Origin of the sequence: Mycobacterium triplex (genome assembly GCF_000689255.1) — a bacterium.
In the GTDB taxonomy this organism is placed as follows: Bacteria; Actinomycetota; Actinomycetes; order Mycobacteriales; family Mycobacteriaceae; genus Mycobacterium; species Mycobacterium triplex.
This window is the reverse complement of sequence record NZ_HG964446.1, coordinates 3,629,813-3,649,887: the sequence shown is the minus strand read 5'-3', so window position 1 is coordinate 3,649,887 and position 20,075 is coordinate 3,629,813. Positions and strand designations below refer to the sequence as shown.

The window sequence follows — 20,075 nt, the reverse complement described above, 5'->3', positions numbered from 1 at the left end:
AGCGAAAACTCGGCAGAGGATGTCAATGGAGACAAAGCCAGTCGAACGACCCAGTGATCTCACGGCTTCGTGGCTGACCACCGCGCTCGGCGCGGGCGAGGTCGCCGATTTCGAAACCGAGCGCATCGGCACCGGCCAGATGAGCGAGTGCTACCGTGTGCGCCTCACCTACGCCGAAGCCGGCGCGGGACCCGAGTCGGTGGTCCTGAAGGTCGCGGCCAGCGATCCGGTGAGCCGGCAAACCGGGTTGGCGCTGGGCCTCTACGAGCGTGAAGTTCGCTTCTACGGCGACATCGCGCCGCGGCTGGGCGGTCCAATTGCGCCGTGCTACCACGCCGCGATCGACACCTCGACGGGCGTGTTCGATCTGCTGCTCGGCGACGCCATCCCGGCGGTCGTCGGCAACGAAATCGCCGGGGCCACAATCGAACAGGCCACCATCGGGGTTGTCGAGCTGGGGCGGCTGCACGGCCCGCTGCTCGGCGACACGACGCTGGCCGAAGCGCCGTGGCTCAACCGCGATTCGCCGCTCAACCAGGCCATGGTCGCCCCGCTCTACGCCGGCTTCCTCGACCGCTACGGCGACCAGATCGCGCCGGCGCACCGCATGGTGTGTGAACGCCTGGTGGGCGCGTTCGATGCCTATCTGGCCGCCGAAACGGAGCGCAACCAGATCCAGGGCCTCGTCCACGGCGACTACCGGCTGGACAACATGCTGTTCGGCACCGACGGAGCCGACCGCCGGTTGACCGTCGTCGACTGGCAGACCGTCTCCTGGGGTGCGCCGTTCACCGACCTGGCTTACTTTCTCGGCTGCGCACTGTCGACGGAGGATCGCCGGGCGCACTACGACGTGTTGCTGCGGGCCTATCACGAGGCGCTCGGGCCGCAAGCGCCGATCACGCTCGCCGATGTCACCGAAGGTGTTCGCCGCCAAGGCTTTTTCGGTGTGATGATGGCGATCGTTTCCTCGATGCTGGTGGAACGGACCGAGCGCGGCGACCAGATGTTCATGACGATGCTGCAACGGCACTGCGATCATGTGCTCGATACCGACGCGCTGGCCACGCTGCCCAACGCGGTGGCGCCGGAACCCCTGCGGCCAACCGACGACGACGAACTCGCGCATGCCCCGACCGACGAACCGCTGTGGAGTGAGAGCTGGTACGCCGACTTCGTCGATGCGGCACAGGGAGTCGGCGGCTGGTTCCGGATCGGTCTGGTCGCCAACCAGCAGGTCGCCTGGGTTCAGGTGCTGCTGTGCGGGCCCGACCTCCCGACGGTGGCCGTGCTGGACTACCACGTTCCGCTGCCCGAGGACCCGTGGGTATTGCGCACCGATGCCTTCGAAATCGGCCACGCCGCCAGCGCCGCATTGCAGACCTATCGGGTTGACGTGCGGGCGAAAGGTCAGTCCTATCCGGACCCGTCGGCGCTGTTGCGCGGCGAGCCGGGAACACCGGTCGACATGACGATGAATCTGGTGTGGACCACCGACGGCACGCCGTACAAGTACCGGGTCACGACGCGCTACGAAATCCCATGCACGGTGACGGGAACCGTCACCGTCGGCGGCACCACCTACCGAATGGATTCCGTTGCGGGACAACGAGATCACTCATGGGGTGTGCGCGACTGGTGGTCCATGGACTGGATGTGGAGCGCGCTGCACCTGAGCGACGGCACGCACCTGCACGGGTTGGACATCAACATCCCGAATGTTCCGCCCGTCGGCATCGGCTACATCCAGGACCGCGACCACCACGTCACCGAACTGCACACCGTGACCAACCCACGATCCTTCGGCACCAACGGTTTACCGCTCAGGATGACCTTGAGCCTGGAACCGGGTGGGCTCAGCGGCGAGGTGGACATCCACGGCCACGCACCGGTGCTGCTGACCGCGCCCGACGGGCAGGTCAGCGAGTTCGCCCGCGCCTGGGTCAGCATCGACACCGCGGACGGCCGCACCGGCGTCGGCTGGATGGAATGGAACCGCAACCTCACCCGTCAGACCTAGGCGCGGTGCCGACCGCAGGCGCGTCACCCGTTGTGGTGATGGGTGTCTCCGGATCGGGCAAGTCGACAGTGGGTTCCGCACTCGCACAACGTTTGCGGGTACCGTTCGTCGACGCCGACAGTCTGCATCCGCCGGCCAACGTTGCCAAGATGGCTGCCGGGCAACCGCTGGACGACGACGATCGCCATCCGTGGCTCGACAGGGTCGGGGAGTGGCTGGCCGATCACCGCGAAGGCGGGGTGGCGAGTTGCTCGGCGCTCAAACGCGCCTACCGCGACCAGTTGCGTGCTCACTGTCCGCGCGTCGAGTTCTTGTATCTGCGCGGCTCACCGGAGCTGATCGGCGCGCGGTTGGCGGCCAGGTCCGACCATTTCATGCCGGCCGCATTGCTGCGGTCGCAATTCGACGCACTGGAACCGCTGGGCGCCGACGAATCCGGTGTCACCGTCGACATCGACCAAGGTGTCGACGCCATCGTCGACACCTTCCTGTCGGGCTAGGCGATTACCACGGGCGCTTGCGGCGCTTCTTGGGCGGCGCGCCAACGCGTTCGCGCGCGGTGTCGGCCCATTGGCTGCCGTGCGTGCGTGCGGTTTCGGCGAGCTCCTCGCCGCGTTCCCGGGCCGTGCTGGCCAACTCCTCGCCACGCTTGCGCGCCTTCTTGGCCAGCGGCCCGGCTTTCTCGGCCGCCTCGTCCGCCAGCTTTTCGCTGCGCTTGCGCGCCTTTTCGGCCCTCTCGGCCAGCTCGTCGGCCAGTTTCTCACCGCGCTTGCGGGCCTTTTGTGCCAATGGCGCGCCCCGTTCGGCGGCGGTGCTGGCCAGTTCGCGACCCCGGTCGAGGGCGGCCTCGGCATACGGCGCACCTCGCTCGGCGGCGGTGCTGGCCAGTTCACGGCCGCGTTCGGCGCCCACGTGCAGTCCGTGGGCGATTCGTTCGCCGAGCTCGCCGAAGTCGGCGTCGAACAACGTGTCGTCGGATCCGGGCAATGCCGAGGACACCCGGTCGGAGAGACGCTCGGCTGCCTTGCGGCCGCGCCATCCCAGCGACGGTTTGCCCGCGGTATCGGCGGACGCGATCATCAAGCCGCCGACCAGGCTCAGGTCTTTCAGGAACTCGCGACGACGCTCGGCTTTGCGTTCCGGGTCGGTCTCGTTCCAGAAGGAGTAGCTGCCGAAGTTGGCCGGCAGCACCGTCAGCGCCAGCACGGCCGAGGCGACACGCGGCATTTTTCCGGTGGCGAGCAGCAGCCCACCCCCGATCTGAACACCGGCGGTTATCTGGGCGAACGTTTGAGGGTCGGTCGGCACCTTGCGGGCCACCTGATCCGGCAACGCCTGCAGACCGTCCACCGCGGGCGCTGCGGCTTCGGCAGCTGCCTTGGGATTGAGCAGGGATTCAACTCCTTGGCCGATAAAGGCAACCGACAACAGCGGACGTGCGATTCTGCGGATCACCATGGCAGGGGGGTTACCCGGCGCATCGGCAAACAAACCGACCCGCTCATCACCGCAGCTGACGGATATGGTGGAGCGCGTGCGAGCGTTGATCATCGTCGACGTGCAAAACGACTTTTGCGCGGGCGGCTCGCTGCCCGTCCCCGGCGGCGCCGAGGTCGCCGGGGCGATCAACGACTATCTGGCCCGCCAGCCCGGCTACCACCACGTCGTGGCGACCAAAGACTTCCACATCGACCCGGGCGACCATTTCTCCGACCATCCGGACTATTCGTCGTCGTGGCCGCCGCACTGCGTCGCCGGAACCGCCGGAGTGGAATTTCGTCCCGACCTCGACACCCGGCCGATCGAGGCGGTGTTCCGTAAGGGTGAGCACGCCGCGGCCTACAGCGGCTTCGAGGGCGCGGACGAGAACGGGACCGCATTGCTCGAGTGGTTGCGGCGCCGGGGCGTCGACGAGGTCGACGTCGTCGGCATCGCCACCGACCACTGCGTCAAGCGGACGGCCGAGGACGCGGCACGCAACGGCCTGAGTACCCGGGTGCTGGTGGACCTCACCGCGGCGGTGGACCGGAGTTCCGCCGCGCAAGCTCTGGCCGAGATGCGATGTGCCGGAGTCGAATTGGTCGAGGATTCCTGATGGTGGTGCCACTGGATCGAGAGTCCCTGTTGGCGGCGGTGGAGCGGTCGCCACAGGCGGCCGCCGCGCACGACCGCGCCGGATGGGTGGGGCTGTTCACCGACGACGGCCGCATCGAAGACCCGGTCGGCGCGCGGGCGCACCAGGGCCGGGTGCGGATCGGGAACTTCTACGACACCTTCATCGGCCCGCGCGACATCAAATTCCATCGCGATCTCGACATCGTCTTCGGCACCGTCGTGCTGCGCGACCTCGAACTCGAAGTGTCGATGGGTGCGGCCGTAACGATGTATATCCCCGCGTTCCTGCGCTACGACCTTCGAGAAGCGAACGGAGGGTGGCGGATTGCCCAGCTGCGGGCGTACTGGGAGCTGCCCGCGATGATGCTGCAGTTTCTGCGGACTGGATCCTCGGCCGTATCACCCGCCATGGCATTGTCGCGAGATTTGCTGAGCAACCAAGGGCTGCGGGGAACCGCGGGCTTCCTGAGCGGCTTTCGCCGGGCGGGCGCGCGGCATCGAAGGCTCGTGCAGACATTCCTCGCCGCCGTTTCGCGCGGTGACACGTCGGCTGCTGCTCACGCGCTATCACCTTCTGCCGCAATCACTTTAGGTGACAACGATCCGCTCGACGTCGCCGAACTCGCGGCGGAACTCAACGGGGCGACCTGGAACAAGACGATTGGTGCGGGGTCCGCCGTCACCGTCTCGTCCAACTCACCGCACGGGCGCGGCATCATGTTCGCCGACGTGGCGTGGCGGGGCCAGGCGATCAAGCAGATCCGTTACTTTCCCGCCTGACCGGCCGAAGGCATGCATTGCCGAGGAGGTGACGGGTGCCGTAGAAATAGCCGTAACGCAACGGAGGCGAGGGATGACTGTGATACGAACCGTTGGTGTTGGGCTGGCGATCACCGCGTTGCTGACCGTCACGACCGCCTGTGGCAAAGACGAAAAGTCCTCGTCTCCGTCATCGAGTGCGCCGCCCGCGCGTTCCGCGCCACTGGCCGACTACACCAACTTGCTGATCTCGGCCAGTGACATCGGCGCCGACACCACATTGGGTCCGCCGCAACAGAACCCCGGCGGCGTCGCCGGCGCAAAGGTCACCTTCAGCAACACCTCCAAGACCCACACGATCGATGACCTGCTGATCGTCTATACCGACCCGGCTGCGGCCGCCCAAGGCGCCAAGGACAGGCAGGCCGGGCTGGGTAAGTACGTCACGGGCACTGCCCAGCCGCTCGACGTGGGGTCCAACGGGGCGATCGTGGTCGGTCCGTCGCCGGATAACACCAAATCGGTGACTTACGTCGTGTTTTCCGAGGGCAAGGTCGTCGTCGACCTGCAGTTCGCCAGCGGACCCAACGACGCCGCTCCGCAGGACTTCGTGCTCGAGGTGGCCAAGAAGCAGGACGACGCGGTCAAGAGCCGCGTGACCGGCTAATGGCGCTCACTCACCAGCAGCGCCAGCGACGCTGCTGACAGGCACAGATACGCGCCGGGAAAGGCGATGTTGTACAAGACGTGCGCCCTGAGGTGAGTCAGCACCGCACCGACGAAGAAGAGGACCAGGCCGGCCGCGGCCGCGATACCCAACGCCGGCAGACCCACCAGCCCGGCAACCAGTCCGACGGCCCCGGCCAGCTTCGTCAGCCCCAGCGCCGGTAGCCACGAACGAGGCACCCCCACCTCGGCCGAATTCGCCAGGACGAATTTGGCGGGGATCAGGTCGGCGACGGCGATCCCACCGGTAACGATCGCGGTGATCAGGGTGACCACCAGGGATGCGGTGTGCATTCGAATCACTTCCTTTTCCTGTTGCGGTGCAGCTCTTTCCGCAGCGGCGAGCCGCGTGGCTGCTGCGCGCACGGCGGCGCACAATCGGTAGGGTCATGGTGCTGGTCCCTTTGGTGCAGAGAGTTCGATCGATGCGGTCATCTTCTTGACGACTCCCGCGCGGAAAAGGTGACCCATGAACGCACCCGGAAATCTGGTGGACCTCGCCGACCTGGCACAGCGGTTCGATGCCGACCGTCAGCACTTGCGGGCCGTGGCGTTCCGGCTGCTCGGCTCGATCCCGGATGCCGACGACGCCGTGCAGTCCGCGTGGCTGAAGGCCAGCCGTGCGGACGGCATCGGCGAGATCGCCAACCTGACGGGTTGGTTCACGACGATCACCGCACACGAGGCGTTCGACCAGCTTCGGGCGCGCAAGCGCCGCGCCGAGCAACCGTTGGCCGACGCGGCAGAACTCGACCGGCTGGCAACCACCGCCGCGGCGGACGAGGACGCACTGCTGGCCGACTCGGTGGACAGCGCGATGCTGGTCGTGCTTGATCGCCTCTCACCCGCGCAACGTGTCGCGTTCGTCCTGCACGATGTTTTCGCCATGCCCTTCGAGACGATCGGCGAGGTGCTGGACCGGTCACCGGCGGCGGCGAAGAAGCTGGCCAGTCGGGCCCGGGCGCGACTGCACGGGGGGTCGGCCGCCCGACCTCGCCGGCCGGCCCGGCACCTCGAGATCGTGGAGGCGTTCCTGGCGGCCTCGCGCGGCGGTGATATCGCCGCGTTGCTCGAGCTGCTGGCCCCCGAGGTGGTGCGCAGGGTCGATCGCGCGTTGGTTCCCGAGGATGTGGCGGCCGAGTTGCGTGGGGCCCGCGAGGTCGCCGAGGAGACACGTCGATTCGCCCGGCGCGCCCGGGCCGGCGTCGTGCTGCTGATCGACGGCGTTCCCGGCATCGTGATCGCGCCGCGCGGGCGCGCGCAGATCCTGCTGCGGCTCGGTATCGGCGCCGACAACCGCATTCACGCCATTGACATCAGCGCCGACGCGGCTGAGCTGCGCCGGGCGGTTTTGGCGTTACCGGGGTGGCTGCCTCAGGCAGATTCCAGACCCATCAGGTACCAAGGACATGGGACACGGCCGGTGGGGTCGTCGGAGACGGGGCGAGAACGGGAGCAGGATGCTCGATAAGCCGTTCGGGCGGCGGAGCTTGATGCGGGGCGCCGGCGCGCTCACCGCCGCGGCTCTGGCGCCGTGGGCCGGCGGTTGTGCTTCCGATGACGACGCGGTGACGTTCTTCTTCGCCGCCAACCCGGACGAGGCCGCGGCCCGGCTGCGCGTCGTCGACGAATTCCAGCGCCGCCACCCCGACATCAAGGTTCGGGCGGTGCGGTCCGGGCCGGGCGTGATGCAGCAGTTGTCCACGTTCTGCGCGGGTGGCAAATGCCCCGACGTGCTGCAGACGTGGGAGCTGAGCTATGCCGAGTTGGCCGCGCGGGGAGTGCTGCTGGACCTGAACGACTACTTGGCCCGCGACCAAGACTTCGCCGCCCAATTGAAGGCGGACAGCGTCGCGCCGCTGTATGACACCTTCGCGTTCAACGGTGAGCAATCCGCCTTTCCGGAGCAGTGGTCCGGGAATTACTTGTTCTACAACACGCGGCTCTTCGCGGAAGCGGGTGTGGCGCCCCCGCCGGCGGGCTGGGACAAACCGTGGACTTTCGCCGAATTCCTGGACACCGCCAAGGCGTTGACCAAACGAGACGGATCGGGGCGAGTCACGCAGTGGGGTTTCGTCAACACTTTTGTCTCGTACTACTCGGCGGGATTGTTCGCGATGAACAATGGCGTACCGTGGGCGACGCCGCGGCGCAATCCGACCCACTTCAATTTCGACAACCCGGCGTTCATGGAGGCGGTGCAGTTTTACGCCGACCTGTCGAACAAGCACAGGGTCGCACCCAATGCGTCCGAGGTGCAGTCGATGTCGACACCCGACCTGTTCGCCGCGGGCAAGGCGGCGATCGCGCTGGGGGGTCACTGGCGATATCAGACCTTTATCGGTGCCGAGGAATTGGATTTCGATGTCGCTCCGCTGCCGGTGGGGCCGTCGCTGCCCGGCGGGCAGCCCGCTCGCTCCAACATCGGCACCACCGGACTGTCCATCTCGGCGAGCAGCCGACACAAGGACCAGGCCTGGCAATTCGTCAAGTTCGCCTGCGGTCCCATCGGCCAGGCGATCATCGCCGAATCCTGCCTCTTCGTACCGGTGTTGCGGTCCGTGCTGGCCTCGGAGGGATTCGCCAGGGCCCATCGGCGGATTCGCAACCTCACGGTGCTCACCGACGGGCCGTCGCATTCCGAAGGCTTGCCGGTGACCCCGGCGTGGGAAAAGGTGGTTGCGCTGATGGATCGCAACTTGGGACCCGTCTTGCGTGGCGCGCGCCCCGCGACATCGCTGACCGAGTTGTCGGTCGCAGTTGACGAGGTGCTGCGAAGCCCATGACAAAGCTCATGACCACGGTGGACAAATCAGCCGTGCTCACCTCGGCCCCCGCGAAACGCCGTCCCCAGGGACCCTATCCGTCCCGGCGGCGCGCATGGGCCGGACGCCTGTTCGTCGCGCCGAACCTGGCCGCGGTCGCAGTGTTCATGCTGTTTCCGCTCGGATTCTCGCTGTACATGAGCTTTCAGCAGTGGGACGTGTTCACGCCACCAAAGTTCGTGGGGTGGGCGAACTTCGCGGACCTTTTCACAACCGACCCGTTGTTCTTGATCGCGATCCGCAACACCATCGTGTTCACCCTCGGAACGGTGATACCCACCGTCGCCATAAGTCTCGTCGTCGCGGCCGTGCTGAACCGGAAAGCCAAGGGCATAGCCGTTGTTCGCACCATCGTCTTCATGCCCCTGGCGATATCGTCGGTGGTGCTGGCGGTCGTCTGGCAGTTCGTCTTCAACACCGACAACGGGTTGCTCAACATCATGCTCGGCTGGGTGGGCCTGGGTCCGGTGCCGTGGCTGGTCGACCCGAACTGGGCGATGGCCTCGCTGTGCATGCTCTCGGTGTGGCGCAGTGTGCCGTTCGCGACCATCATCCTGCTGGCGGCGATGCAAGGAGTGCCGCAAACCGTCTACGAGGCAGCCAAAATCGACGGCGCGGGGGAGATACGGCAGTTCTGGTCGATCACGGTGCCGCTGATCCGCGGTGCGGTGTCGTTTGTCGTCGTGATCTCGATCATCCACGCGTTCCAGGCGTTCGACATGGTGTATGTGCTCAACGGTTCCAACGGCGGCCCGGAGACGTCGACCTATGTGCTCGGGATCATGCTGTTCCAGCACGCTTTCTGGTTCCTGGAATTCGGGTACGCGTCGGCCCTGGCGTGGGTGATGTTCGCGATTCTGCTGGTATTGACGATTGTGCAGTTGCGGTTGACGCACCGGCGGTCGTGGGAGGCTTCGCGTGGCCTTAGCTGAGAAAGTGTTCAAGCGCAGTGTTTTTCGCGCCGTGGTCCTCTACACCGCGCTGATCGCCATCGCCTGGTGCTGGCTTTTCCCGATCGCCTGGGCGGTGTCCGGCTCGCTGAAGCGGGAGGGCGAGATCAGCGAGCCGAACCTGCTGCCGTCGCACCCGCGGTGGTCGAACTACGCCGAGGTGTTCGACGTGATGCCGTTCTGGCGGATGTTCTTCAACACCGTGCTGTACGCCGGATGCGTGACCGCCGGACAGGTCTTCTTCTGCTCACTGGCCGGATATGCCTTCGCGCGGCTGCAATTCCGCGGCCGCGACACGCTGTTCGTGTTGTACCTGGGGACGCTCATGGTGCCGCTGACCGTGACGGTGATTCCGCAGTTCATCCTGATGCGGACGGTCGGATGGGTCGATACTCCCTGGGCGATGATCGTGCCCGGCTTGTTCGGCAGCGCGTTCGGCACCTACCTGATGCGGCAGTTCTTCCAAACGCTGCCGAGCGATCTCGAGGAGGCCGCGATTCTCGACGGTTGCTCGCCGTGGCAGATCTACTGGCGGATTCTGTTGCCCCATGCCAGACCCGCCGTGATGGTGCTTGCGGTGCTCACCTGGGTCAACGTCTGGAATGACTTTCTGTGGCCACTGTTGATGATTCAGCGCAACAGCCTGGCCACGCTGACTCTCGGCCTGGTGCGGTTGCGGGGGGAGTACGTCGCCCGCTGGCCGATCATCATGGCCGCCTCGATCATGATCATGGTGCCGTTGGTGATCATCTACGCGGTCGCGCAGCGTTCCTTTGTGCGCGGCATCGCCGTGACCGGGCTTGGTGGGTGAGCCGTGGCGTCGGTGAGTTGGGAGCAAGCGACGCGATACTTCCCGGGCGCGGAACGCCCCGCGCTGGATGGACTCGACTTGTCGGTCGGTGACGGCGAGTTCGTCGTTCTGGTCGGACCATCGGGATGTGGCAAGACGACCTCGCTGCGGATGGTGGCGGGGTTGGAGACGCTGGACGCCGGCTGTGTCCGCATTGGCGCGCGCGACGTGACCCATGTCGATCCCAAGGATCGCGATGTGGCGATGGTGTTCCAGAACTACGCGCTGTACCCGCATATGACGGTCGCACAGAACATGGGTTTCGCGTTGAAGATCGCGAAGACCCCGAAGGCTGAGATCACCGACCGGGTTCTCGCCGCGGCGAAATTGCTTGATCTGGAACCATATCTGGATCGCAAACCCAAGGACCTCTCCGGTGGGCAACGTCAGCGAGTGGCGATGGGACGCGCGATCGTGCGGCGCCCGCAGGTATTCCTGATGGACGAGCCGCTGTCGAATCTCGACGCCAAACTGCGGGTGCAAACCCGCAACCAGATCGCCGCGTTGCAGCGGCGGCTTGAGACCACGACGGTGTACGTCACGCACGACCAGGTCGAGGCCATGACCATGGGTGATCGCGTGGCGGTGCTACGCGACGGCGTGCTGCAGCAGTTCGCGGCGCCGCGCGAGCTCTATCGCAATCCCGCCAACGTGTTCGTGGCCGGATTCATCGGGTCGCCCGCGATGAACCTGTTCAGGTTGCCGATCGTGGATTCCGCCGTGTCGCTGGGGGATTGGCCGATCCAGCTACCTCGCGGCATTGCCGACAGGGCGAGTGAGATCGTGGTAGGCGTCCGTCCGGAGCACTTTGAGCTGGGCGGCCTCGGTGTCGAGATGGAGGTCGACGTCGTCGAGGAGCTCGGAGCCGACGCCTATCTGTATGGCCGCATCACCGACTCCGCGAAGGCAATCGATCAAGACGTCGTCGCCCGCGCCGACGGGCGCAATCCGCCCCAGAAGGGCAGTCGGGTGCGGTTGCATCCAGAGGTCGGGCACGTGCATTTCTTCGGCGTCGACGGCGAGCGCCTCTCATGAGCACCGAACCCGTCGATCTGGTCTGCCAGGGCGGTGGCGTCCGGGGCATCGGACTGGTCGGGGCGGTGGACGCGCTGGCCGCGGCCGGTTATCGGTTTCCGCGCGTCGCCGGGACGAGCGCGGGTGCGATCGTCGCGTCGCTGGTGGCCGCCCTGCAGGCGGCGGGCGAACCACTGACCCGGCTCGCCGAGATCATGCGCTCGCTGGACTACCGAAAGTTCTTGGACCGCAACGTGCTCGGCCACGTACCGCTGATCGGTGGGGGTCTGTCGCTGCTGGTATCGGATGGCGTCTATCGGGGCGCCTATCTCGAGCACCTGCTGGCCGGCCTGCTCGGCGACCTCGGAGTGCGGACCTTCGGTGATTTGCACACCGGCGAGGAACCCGAGCAGTTTGCCTGGTCGCTGGTCGTCACCGCCAGCGATCTGTCCCGTCGGCGGCTGGTGCGCATCCCGTGGGATCTGGACTCCTACGGGATCGACCCGAACGAATTCTCGGTGGCACGTGCGGTGCACGCCTCGGCGGCTATTCCGTACGTGTTCGAGCCGGTGCGGGTCGCCGGCGCCACGTGGGTCGACGGCGGGCTGTTGTCGAGCTTTCCGGTGGCGCTGTTCGACCGGCCCCAGCCGCGGTGGCCGACGTTCGGGGTCCGGCTCTCGGCGCGGCCGGGCATTCCGCCCACCCATCCGGTGCATGGTCCGGTTTCGTTGGGCATCGCCGCGATCGAGACGTTGGTGAGCAATCAGGACAACGCCTACATCGACGATCCCTGCACGGTGCGGCGCACCATCTTCGTACCCGCCGAGGAGGTGAGCCCGATCGACTTCGACATCACCGCCGACCAGCGCGACGCCCTCTACCAGCGCGGATTGGTCGCCGGCCAGGAGTTCTTGAAAAGCTGGAACTATGCCGACTATCTGGCGGCCTGCGGCGGCCCGGGTGCACCGGACTAACGCCGCGTGCGCCCCATCGCATCGAGCCGTAACTCGACGCGCTCGATGTCGTCGAGTGACGGCATCGCGTTGGTGACCCGAAAGATCGCGACTCCGATGTCGACGGCGCTGACCGGAGCCGGCTGCGGGGCCATGAATTCGCTTGTGATAGTGACGATTTCGTCGTCGGTTACCCGGCGGGGCAACAGCGCCGCGAGCGGCAGATAGCCGGTCGCGGGCATTCCGGTCGGGTAGCCGGCGCGCAGAAACGCGACAGCCCTCGACACCAGATCGGCCATCCCCATGACTCCACCTCATCAACTGCGGTGCGTTAAACGCTCTAAGTAAGTTAGCAGCCACCATGTCGTTTGTAAGCTAAGGCAACGCGGTCCTGACGCCGATCGCCCTGATCTTTTCCATTTATTAGCGCCCGCTCGGTGTGGGCGGACGGCGCTGGCGTCCTCGAGACTTAATCCATTGCGACCCGCCGCGGCGTGTCGTCGCAACCGTTTAAGTGTCGCGGCATCGACGGCCGCGCGCACGGGCGTGCCGATCACGGATTTTGGCCGTGAGCGTTCCTAGGATTGCCGCGTGATGGATCGCTACGGAACCGACGTTCTGGCCGCCGGCCGGCGCCAGCCCCGCTCGACCGAACACCCCGCTGATCTCGGCCTCGTCGTCGAAGACGTGGAGACCGGCTACGTCGGTGCGGTGGTCCGGGTCGAGTACGGACGCGTCGACCTCGAGGACCGGCGCGGTCACGTCCGCGGCTTTCCGCTGGGGCCGGGTTACCTGCTGGAGGGGCGTCCGGTGATCCTCACCGCGCCGCGCCGCGCGACACCGGCCGCTGCGAACCGCACGGCCTCGGGCTCCGTCGCGGTCCCGGGCGCACGTGCCCGGGTCGCGCGTGCCAGCCGGATCTATGTCGAGGGCCGTCACGATGCGGAACTGATTGCGCAGGTCTGGGGCGAGGACCTGCGCATCGAGGGTGTCGTCGTCGAGCATCTCGGTGGCGTCGACGACCTGGTGGGCATCGTGGCGGAGTTCGCTCCCGGCCCTGGCCGCCGGCTCGGCGTTCTTGTCGATCACCTCGTCGCGGGGTCGAAAGAGGCGCGCATCGCCGAGGCCGTGCGACGGGGACCGGGCGGCCCCGACACGCTCGTCGTCGGCCACCCGTATGTCGACATCTGGCAGGCGGTGAAGCCGCAGCGGCTCGGCCTGGCGGCCTGGCCCGAGGTGCCGCGGTCCATCGACTGGAAGCACGGTGCGTGCCAGGCGCTGCGGTTGCCGCACGCCAGCCAGGCCGACATCGCCAGGGCGTGGCAGCGTATCCGGTCGCGGGTGCGCGACTGGAACGATCTGGAACCCGCGCTGATCGGCAAGGTCGAAGAACTCATCGACTTCGTGACCGAGCCAGGCCACTGACGTCGTTCGACCGGGCGGGTAGTGCCAGCGCCGCGGAGCAGAGCAGAACCGTGCCCAGCGCGACCACGTTGAGGATGGCGTCGCGGGGGCCGTACATGTGCAGCATCCTCAGGTGATAGATCAGGTGCAGCAGGTTGAAGGTCGTCCAGCTCACCGCGGTGACCAGCCGCAGCGTCCGATTCGAGAGATAGACCAGCGTCAGCGCGCCCAGTGCGGTCAGCGCCAGGTACATGCCGCCGACGTCCGCGACCAGATGCTCGTTGTACGGGCCGAGGACGGGAAGCCACCGCATACCCATGCCGGGAAAGGTGTTGTACCAATTCAGCGGGGCGAAATACGCCCAGCCTCCGACGAACGCGCCGCTGAGCGTCAGCACGAACAGGAAAACGCGGAAAAGGATGGGGTTCATGCCCTTTATGACGGCGCACCGACGCTCGATGTGACGCGAGAAGTGACACGGGCTCAAGCCGAAGTTAGGGTAGGCTAAGTCAGGGTTCCGAGCCACGGGACGGGAATCGGACGTATGCAGGGCGTATTCGGCGTTTTCCTCGGCACGTTCCTCATCGGCCTACGCGAAGGCCTGGAGGCGACGCTCATCGTGAGCATCGTTGCCGCGTTCCTCAAGCGAAATGCGCAATCGACTCGTCCGATGTTCGCCGGGGTGGCCTTGGCGGTGCTGATCAGCGTCGCGGTCGGTGTCGGACTGGATCTGTTTTCGGCGACGTTGCCGCAGGCCCAGCAGGAGATGATGGAGACGGTCATCGACGCCATTGCCGTGGTGTTCGTGACGTCGATGATCATTTGGATGAACCGCAATGCCGCGCGGCTCAAGGGTGAACTCGAGCGCGAAGCCCAACAGGCGCTCAACCGTGGCGGTGCGCTCGCGCTCGCAGCGATGGCTTTTCTGGCCGTGCTCAAGGAGGGGTTCGAGACCTCGGTGTTCCTGTTGGCGGCGGCGCAGACCTCGCACGGCAACCGGTGGTTCGCCGTGCTGGGCGGCGCGGTCGGGCTCGGGGCGTCGATCGTGTTGGGAGTCGGTCTGTACCTGGGCGGGCTGAAGCTCAATCTCGGCCGCTTCTTCCGAATCACCGGCGTGTTTTTGGTGCTGATCGCGGCCGGACTGGTGCTCGGGGCACTGCGCACCGCACACGAGGCGGGCTGGGTGAACATCGGCCAGCGGCAGGTGCTGGACTTCTCGGGCTGGATTCCGAGTCAGTCCGTGCTGGGCGCCCTGCTCGCCGGCGTGTTCGGCATCCCCACCGACCCGCGCCTCATCGAGGTGCTGGGCTGGCTCCTGTACGCGGTGCCGGTGCTGGTCGTCTTCCTGTGGCCCGCGCGCCTGGCCGCGACGCCACGGGCCCGTTGCCGGCTGCAGCTGGCCGCTTGCGCGGTGCTGTCTATCGTCGCGGCGGTGCTGGCGATCGCGCCGCCCGCCGGTGGCGCCGCACCGATCGCGCGGGTGCGCACCGTCACCGACCGCTCCGGGCACACCGCGCAGGTGTCGATGAGGCTCGGGCCACACGGACGCGAGCTGGTCATCTCCGACGGCGCCGCGAACCAGCCCGGCATCCTGCTTGTCCCGGTAGGCGATCGAACCCTGGACGGGTTGCCGGTCCAGGAGTGGCAGGCCTCCGAGCCCGCCGGGGCCGATGGCGCGCCGGCAGTCACGCTGGATCAGTTGGTGAGCATGACGGGAGGGCGGCTGCCGGTCGGTCTCTCGGTCGGCCGCACTCCGGGGCCGTTTGTCGGGCAATGGGCAACGACGACCGTGTATACCGTGTTCGCGCACGGTGATTCCGTGCTGAGTGCGCACGCGTCGAGCAGCCGCACCGCGATCCTGACCGGCGGCGGGCTGACCGGGGCCAAGACCGTCAGCCTTGGCGGGCTACCGACGGACTGGTCGACGGCCGGTGTCGAAGACCAGGCGACGGCGGCCCAGATCGCCGCGAGCACCCGGAAACACGCGGAGCGCCAGCTGTGGCGAATCTGGCTTCCGGTGGTACTAGCCTGCTTTGCGCTGGCCAGTGCAACTGCCGCCATTGTCTCGATGCGCGGCGACGCGCGAGCCGAACAAGAGAGGGAAACGAGTGATAGCGAATCGCACCGGCCGGGCAAGGTGGCGGTCTCGTGAATTCTGGTTGACCGCATCGCTTTTGGTTGTGGTCTCGGTGTTCGTGGCGCCCGGTTGCGGCCACTCGAACAGCTCCTCGAGCCCATCGAAGAGCGGCGGCGCCAAGGCGGTCAAGGTGACGATGGCCAACAGTGGCGGAAAAGACGGCTGCTCCCTGGACACCTCCAGCGTGCCCGCCGGGCCGGTGACCTTCACCGTCGTCAACACCAGCGCGCCGGGCATCACCGAGGTGGAATTGCTGCGGGACCAGCGCATCGTCGGGGAGAAGGAGAACCTAGCGCCCGGCCTGGATCCGGTGTCGTTCACCATCACGCTGGATGGCGGTTCGTACCAGCTGTATTGCCCCGGTGCGAGCACCGAATACCAAACCCTGACGGTGACGGGTCAGGCACCGGCCGGGCCGACGGGCACGGTGGCGAGCATCCTGCGCCAGGGCACCAAGGACTACGCGACCTACATCGTCAACCAGATCGGCCAACTCGGCGACGGGGTCAAGGCACTCGACGCGGCGATCCAGGCGGGCAACCTCGACGCCGCCAAGGCAGCCTACGCCAAAGCCCGGCTGTTCTACGAGCGTGCGGAATCCACCGTCGAAGGCTTCGTGCTGCCGGGCTTCGCGGTCGGCGACAATGCCGGCAGCCTGGACTATCTGATCGACATGCGCGCGTCGACCCCCGTCGACGCCAAGGTCGGATGGAAGGGCTTCCACGCCATCGAGCGAGACCTGTGGCAGGGTAACGCGATCACTCCCGGTACCAAGGCCTTGAGCACCGAGTTGGTGACCAACGTCGGCAAATTGAAGGATGTTGTCGCGGGCCTGCAGTACAAGCCGGAGGATTTGGCCAACGGCGCAAGCGATTTGATCGAGGAGGTGCAGAACACGAAGATCACCGGCGAAGAAGAGGCGTTCAGTCACATTGACCTGGTCGACTTCTCCGGCAATGTCGAAGGCGCGCAACAGGCTTACGCTTCGCTGCGTCCGGGCCTGGAGAAGATCGACGCCAATCTGGTCAGTCAGATCGATCAGCAGTTCCGGGCGGTACTGAATGTTCTGGACGGCTATCGCGACCCGTCGGCGCTGGGCGGCTACCGGACCTACACTCCGGCGCTACAGGCCAGCGACGCAACGAAATTGACCGCGGTGATTCAGCCGCTGCACCAGAGCCTGTCCACCGTCGCTCAAAAAGTGGTCTCAACGAACTGACAATGGCTGACGACGAGCTACCCCAATCTGCCACCGACATCACCGGAACGCCGGCCGATGCCGCGCCGGTATCGCGTCGGCGGATGCTCGGCGGCGCGATGCTGGCCGGTCTCACCGGGACCGCCGTCGGTGCCGTCGGGGGCGGCTTCGCCGGCTATGCGTCGGCGACCGGGCACCACGGCGACGATGACGACGTGGTGGACATGCGTCGGAGCTATCCCTTCTACGGCCAGGTCCATCAGGGTGGAATCGCTACGCTCCCACAGCGTTACGCCGTCTTCATGTCGTTCTCGCTGGCGCCGGGCGCCACTCGCGACGACCTACAGGCGCTGTTGGCTCGCTGGTCGGCCGCGGTCGCTGTCCTGCAGCAGGGTAAGCCCGTCGGCACCGTCGCGCCACAGGTCGAGGTGCAGCCCCCCACCGACACCGGCGAGACCTACGGGCTGAGCCCCGCCAGTCTCACCGTCACGATCGGGTTGGGGCCGTCGCTGTTCGGTGATCGGTTTGGGCTCGCCGCGCGGCGTCCGGCGGCGTTCACCGATTTGCCCCCCCTCAACGGGGACAACCTCGATCCGCGGCTGCGCGGCGGCGACCTGTCGGTGCAAGCCTGCGCCGACGACCCGCAGGTCTGCTACCACGCCGTGCGTAACCTGGCCCGCCTCGGCCGCAATATCGTCTCGCCGTCCTGGGCGGTGCTGGGCTTCGGACGTGCCTCGGCCGGACCCGGTCAGCAGACCCCGCGAAACCTGTTGGGATTCAAGGACGGTACCCGCAACGTGACCAGCGAGGCGGAGTACGAACGATTCGTCTGGGTCGACAACAGCGACCAGCCGTGGATGAACGGCGGAACCTATCAGGTCGTCCGCAAGATCCGGATGCTGCTGGAGACGTGGGACGTCGACCGGATCGGCAACCAGCAGAAGATCTTCGGCCGCACCAAACAGGAAGGGGCGCCGCTGAGCGGCAAAGCCGAATTCGACGCGCCGAACTTCACCGCCAAGGGCCCCGACGGTGAACCGCTGATCGATCCCCTGTCACACGTCGCCTTGGCCGCCCGGGAAAACAATGACGGCATCATGATCCGTCGCCGCTCCTACAACTACACCGACGGCCTGGACCCGAATGGCCAACTCAACGCCGGACTGCTGTTCATCTCGTACCAAAAAGATCCGCAAGATTTTATTCGTTTGCAGAACCGGCTCGGCGCCAACGACCTGCTCAACGAGTACATCCGGCACATCGGTTCAGCAATCTTCGCGGTGCCACCCGCGCCCGCAGAAGGCCACTACATCGCCCAAAGCCTGTTGAGTTGAGCAAATCCGGTTGAGCGCAGCGGCCGGCGGCGACCGCGCGGTTCGGCGGCATCCTGGCTCGCGTCGGCGCGGTAGACCAATCCGACCCGCCGTCACGTGCCAGCGCCCGCCGAGCACTAACCCGGTGGAGACCAAAATCAGCGAGAAACGGAGGAACTCCATGACCGACGCGCTCGTCATCGACGCGGAAGGGCTCGACCGGCTGTCCTGTAACGCCAAGGCCGATCCCACCACCGGCAAGAAGACGCTGAAAGCCAAAACGGTGTGTGAAGCCGGGTTTCGCAACATGACCTACGTGCGCGACCTCGCACCGCTGCTCGTCGGTGAACCGCCCGCGCTGCTCGGTGACGACTCCGCGCCCAATCCCTCCGAGACCGCCCTGGCCGCCCTGGGTTCCTGCATCTCGGTCGGGCTGTTGGCCAATGCGACCCACCGCGGCGTGACGCTCACCAAGATCGAGGTCGAGATGGAAGGTGACATCGACATCTCCGCGGTGTGGGGAGTCGGCGACACCCCGGACGGCAAGGTGCTCGGCTTCACCGCGGTGCGCTGCAAGGTGGCGCTGGCCGGCGACACCGACGACGAGACGCTCAAGCAGATCCACGACAACGCCATCGAATGGTCGCCCGTGGTGAACACCTTCCGCCGCCCGGCAAGCGTCGACTCGACTCTCGTCGTCGAATAGTCCTGGAATCAGAGCGAACAGGAGGCCTTGCCGTGACCGCAACCGCGGATGCCGCCGTCGAGCGGCTTGATCCAGAGCTGCTGGCAGACATTGGTGCCCACGCAAGCGCGCTGGACCGCGGCGAGGAAACCTCCCGCCGCAGCTTCACCCGGCTGGGTGCCGCGGGACTGCTCGGCCTCGGCGCCCCGGGAAACACCGACGGGCGGCTCCCGCAGATGGCCGAAGTCATCGGCCGCATCTCCGGGGCGTGCATGAGCACGGGATTCTCGGTGTGGGCCAATCGCGTGGTGTTGGAGTATTTGCTAATGGCCGCAACGCCATTCAGTCTCGCGGCGGCCAGGTCGCTGCTTGCCGGAACCACGCTGGGAGTGACCGGGATGGCTTCGGCGTTCAAGGAGGCGGCCGGCTGTGGCAGCCTGGATCTGACCGCCGCAACGGTCGACGGCGGTTACCTGCTGAGCGGTTCGATCAGGTGGGCCAGCAACCTGTATCCCGACTCGACGATGGTGACCGCGGCGCGCACCGATGCGGGGGAGAGGCTGATCGTGGCGCTTCGGCTGGATACCCCGGGCGTGGTCCTCGGTGATCACTTCGACCTGCTCGCCTTGGGAAGCACCGCGTCGTCGTATCTGACCCTGGAAAACGCCTACGTCGGTTCGGAACAGGTGCTGTCCAACGACTTTGGCGCGTTTCTGCAGACGGTACGACCGACGTTTCTGGTGCTGCAGTCGGCGATGTGCCTGGGGCTGACCAGGACCACCGTCGAGCAGAGCAGGCTCGGGCTCACCGGCGTCAACGCGGTGTTCACTGCCGAGGTCGACGCGATCGCCGACAAGCTCGACGCCGCGCAGGCGACGCTGGCCGAATTGGCCGGCGCGGTCGGTGCGGCGAAGTCGCCGGCGAAGCAGGAGCTGCTGTCGCTGCGCCTTGTCGCTGCCGAATTAGCCAGTGCCAGTGCTGATTTAGAAATCCGCACCGCAGGCGGCAAGGGGTACGCTAGCCGGACTTCGGCCAGTCGCCGGTACCGGGAGGCGGCGTTCATCCCGGTGCAGTCGCCGTCGGAGGCGCAACTGCGCTGGGAATTGGAAAGATGCTGAGTTCGGGT

At 66.5% G+C, this 20,075-nt stretch carries 21 protein-coding genes; 17 read left to right on the top strand and 4 right to left on the bottom strand.

Annotated elements, in window-relative coordinates; genetic code table 11:
• Positions 1–19 precede the first annotated feature (19 nt).
• On the top strand, positions 20–2,020 hold the full coding sequence (locus tag BN973_RS16960; protein WP_036469573.1) for a DUF7064 domain-containing protein: 2,001 nt from the start codon (positions 20–22) through the stop codon (positions 2,018–2,020).
• A 38-nt stretch (positions 2,021–2,058) separates the two neighbouring features.
• Positions 2,059–2,520 carry a gluconokinase gene (locus tag BN973_RS16955; protein WP_084163630.1) on the top strand — a complete coding sequence of 154 codons (462 nt, stop codon included), beginning with the start codon at positions 2,059–2,061 and terminating at the stop codon, positions 2,518–2,520.
• A 4-nt stretch (positions 2,521–2,524) separates the two neighbouring features.
• Here the strand turns inward: BN973_RS16955 and BN973_RS16950 are convergent, their stop codons facing one another.
• Complete coding sequence (locus BN973_RS16950; RefSeq protein ID WP_036469569.1) at positions 2,525–3,478, bottom strand: DoxX family protein; 954 nt, start codon at positions 3,476–3,478, stop codon at positions 2,525–2,527.
• A gap of 76 nt (positions 3,479–3,554) precedes the next feature.
• Between BN973_RS16950 and pncA the strand changes: the two genes are divergently transcribed.
• From pncA to BN973_RS16935, 3 genes are all read left to right on the top strand, one after another.
• Positions 3,555–4,115 carry a pyrazinamidase PncA gene (gene pncA, locus BN973_RS16945; protein WP_156959179.1) on the top strand — a complete coding sequence of 187 codons (561 nt, stop codon included), beginning with the start codon at positions 3,555–3,557 and terminating at the stop codon, positions 4,113–4,115.
• Positions 4,115–4,915, top strand: a complete 801-nt coding sequence (locus BN973_RS16940) for a ketosteroid isomerase family protein (RefSeq protein ID WP_036469565.1) — start codon at positions 4,115–4,117, stop codon at positions 4,913–4,915. Before pncA ends, BN973_RS16940 begins: the two co-directional genes overlap by 1 nt.
• Positions 4,916–4,988: 73 nt before the next feature.
• Positions 4,989–5,561: a hypothetical protein gene (locus tag BN973_RS16935; protein ID WP_036469563.1), complete on the top strand. Its 573-nt coding sequence runs from the start codon at positions 4,989–4,991 to the stop codon at positions 5,559–5,561.
• Here the strand turns inward: BN973_RS16935 and BN973_RS16930 are convergent.
• Positions 5,558–5,914, bottom strand: coding sequence for a DoxX family protein (locus BN973_RS16930; RefSeq protein ID WP_036469560.1), 357 nt, complete (start codon positions 5,912–5,914; stop codon positions 5,558–5,560). The two genes, BN973_RS16935 and BN973_RS16930, sit on opposite strands and share 4 nt — an antisense overlap.
• A gap of 175 nt (positions 5,915–6,089) precedes the next feature.
• On the opposite strand from BN973_RS16930, the gene BN973_RS16925 reads away from it, so the two are divergent.
• Genes BN973_RS16925 through BN973_RS16900 form a run of 6 tightly spaced genes read left to right on the top strand, consistent with a single transcriptional unit; the run spans position 6,090 to position 12,233 of the window.
• On the top strand, positions 6,090–7,091 hold the full coding sequence (locus BN973_RS16925) for a sigma-70 family RNA polymerase sigma factor (RefSeq protein WP_036469557.1): 1,002 nt from the start codon (positions 6,090–6,092) through the stop codon (positions 7,089–7,091).
• Entirely contained in the window at positions 7,081–8,406 is a 1,326-nt protein-coding gene (locus BN973_RS16920) for an ABC transporter substrate-binding protein (RefSeq protein ID WP_036469555.1), read from the top strand. Before BN973_RS16925 ends, BN973_RS16920 begins: the two co-directional genes overlap by 11 nt.
• 8 nt (positions 8,407–8,414) lie before the next feature.
• Positions 8,415–9,377, top strand: a complete 963-nt coding sequence (locus BN973_RS16915; RefSeq protein ID WP_036472583.1) for a carbohydrate ABC transporter permease — start codon at positions 8,415–8,417, stop codon at positions 9,375–9,377.
• The gene (locus tag BN973_RS16910) at positions 9,364–10,206 is read left to right on the top strand and encodes a carbohydrate ABC transporter permease (protein WP_036469553.1); all 843 of its coding nucleotides are present in this window, start codon (positions 9,364–9,366) and stop codon (positions 10,204–10,206) included. The genes BN973_RS16915 and BN973_RS16910 overlap by 14 nt, the downstream gene beginning before the upstream one ends.
• 3 nt (positions 10,207–10,209) lie before the next feature.
• A complete protein-coding gene (locus tag BN973_RS16905) occupies positions 10,210–11,280 on the top strand; it encodes an ABC transporter ATP-binding protein (protein WP_036469550.1) in 1,071 nt (356 codons plus the stop codon).
• Positions 11,277–12,233: a patatin-like phospholipase family protein gene (locus BN973_RS16900; protein ID WP_036469547.1), complete on the top strand. Its 957-nt coding sequence runs from the start codon at positions 11,277–11,279 to the stop codon at positions 12,231–12,233. Before BN973_RS16905 ends, BN973_RS16900 begins: the two co-directional genes overlap by 4 nt.
• Here the strand turns inward: BN973_RS16900 and BN973_RS16895 are convergent.
• On the bottom strand, positions 12,230–12,517 hold the full coding sequence (locus BN973_RS16895) for a DUF3349 domain-containing protein (protein WP_036469545.1): 288 nt from the start codon (positions 12,515–12,517) through the stop codon (positions 12,230–12,232). The two genes, BN973_RS16900 and BN973_RS16895, sit on opposite strands and share 4 nt — an antisense overlap.
• A gap of 286 nt (positions 12,518–12,803) precedes the next feature.
• Between BN973_RS16895 and BN973_RS16890 the strand changes: the two genes are divergently transcribed.
• Positions 12,804–13,637 carry a DUF3097 domain-containing protein gene (locus tag BN973_RS16890; protein WP_036469542.1) on the top strand — a complete coding sequence of 278 codons (834 nt, stop codon included), beginning with the start codon at positions 12,804–12,806 and terminating at the stop codon, positions 13,635–13,637.
• Here the strand turns inward: BN973_RS16890 and BN973_RS16885 are convergent.
• Positions 13,606–14,046, bottom strand: a complete 441-nt coding sequence (locus tag BN973_RS16885; RefSeq protein ID WP_036469541.1) for a hypothetical protein — start codon at positions 14,044–14,046, stop codon at positions 13,606–13,608. The genes BN973_RS16890 and BN973_RS16885 overlap by 32 nt on opposite strands.
• A 114-nt stretch (positions 14,047–14,160) precedes the next feature.
• Between BN973_RS16885 and efeU the strand changes: the two genes are divergently transcribed.
• The 5 genes from efeU (at position 14,161) to BN973_RS16860 (ending at position 20,067) form a co-directional block, all read left to right on the top strand.
• Positions 14,161–15,768: an iron uptake transporter permease EfeU gene (gene efeU / locus BN973_RS16880; RefSeq protein WP_036469539.1), complete on the top strand. Its 1,608-nt coding sequence runs from the start codon at positions 14,161–14,163 to the stop codon at positions 15,766–15,768.
• A 28-nt stretch (positions 15,769–15,796) separates the two neighbouring features.
• The gene (efeO, locus tag BN973_RS16875; protein WP_407067584.1) at positions 15,797–16,972 is read left to right on the top strand and encodes an iron uptake system protein EfeO; all 1,176 of its coding nucleotides are present in this window, start codon (positions 15,797–15,799) and stop codon (positions 16,970–16,972) included.
• 2 nt (positions 16,973–16,974) lie between these two features.
• Entirely contained in the window at positions 16,975–18,285 is a 1,311-nt protein-coding gene (gene efeB, locus BN973_RS16870) for an iron uptake transporter deferrochelatase/peroxidase subunit (protein ID WP_051641314.1), read from the top strand.
• A 160-nt stretch (positions 18,286–18,445) separates the two neighbouring features.
• On the top strand, positions 18,446–18,970 hold the full coding sequence (locus BN973_RS16865) for an OsmC family protein (protein WP_036469536.1): 525 nt from the start codon (positions 18,446–18,448) through the stop codon (positions 18,968–18,970).
• A gap of 32 nt (positions 18,971–19,002) precedes the next feature.
• Positions 19,003–20,067, top strand: a complete 1,065-nt coding sequence (locus BN973_RS16860; RefSeq protein WP_036469535.1) for an acyl-CoA dehydrogenase family protein — start codon at positions 19,003–19,005, stop codon at positions 20,065–20,067.
• Positions 20,068–20,075 lie beyond the last annotated feature (8 nt).

Coding starts and splice junctions, on each gene's coding strand:
- BN973_RS16955 (WP_084163630.1), top strand. CDS start 2,059: ATGGGTGTCTCCGGATCGGGCAAGTCGACAGTGGGTTCCGCACTCGCA.
- BN973_RS16920 (WP_036469555.1), top strand. CDS start 7,081: ATGCTCGATAAGCCGTTCGGGCGGCGGAGCTTGATGCGGGGCGCCGGC.
- BN973_RS16925 (WP_036469557.1), top strand. CDS start 6,090: ATGAACGCACCCGGAAATCTGGTGGACCTCGCCGACCTGGCACAGCGG.
- BN973_RS16935 (WP_036469563.1), top strand. CDS start 4,989: ATGACTGTGATACGAACCGTTGGTGTTGGGCTGGCGATCACCGCGTTG.
- BN973_RS16900 (WP_036469547.1), top strand. CDS start 11,277: ATGAGCACCGAACCCGTCGATCTGGTCTGCCAGGGCGGTGGCGTCCGG.
- efeU (WP_036469539.1), top strand. CDS start 14,161: ATGCAGGGCGTATTCGGCGTTTTCCTCGGCACGTTCCTCATCGGCCTA.
- BN973_RS16940 (WP_036469565.1), top strand. CDS start 4,115: ATGGTGGTGCCACTGGATCGAGAGTCCCTGTTGGCGGCGGTGGAGCGG.
- BN973_RS16915 (WP_036472583.1), top strand. CDS start 8,415: ATGACCACGGTGGACAAATCAGCCGTGCTCACCTCGGCCCCCGCGAAA.
- BN973_RS16950 (WP_036469569.1), bottom strand. CDS start 3,478: ATGGTGATCCGCAGAATCGCACGTCCGCTGTTGTCGGTTGCCTTTATC.
- BN973_RS16895 (WP_036469545.1), bottom strand. CDS start 12,517: ATGGGGATGGCCGATCTGGTGTCGAGGGCTGTCGCGTTTCTGCGCGCC.
- BN973_RS16960 (WP_036469573.1), top strand. CDS start 20: ATGTCAATGGAGACAAAGCCAGTCGAACGACCCAGTGATCTCACGGCT.
- BN973_RS16865 (WP_036469536.1), top strand. CDS start 18,446: ATGACCGACGCGCTCGTCATCGACGCGGAAGGGCTCGACCGGCTGTCC.
- BN973_RS16885 (WP_036469541.1), bottom strand. CDS start 14,046: ATGAACCCCATCCTTTTCCGCGTTTTCCTGTTCGTGCTGACGCTCAGC.
- BN973_RS16930 (WP_036469560.1), bottom strand. CDS start 5,914: ATGCACACCGCATCCCTGGTGGTCACCCTGATCACCGCGATCGTTACC.
- efeB (WP_051641314.1), top strand. CDS start 16,975: ATGGCTGACGACGAGCTACCCCAATCTGCCACCGACATCACCGGAACG.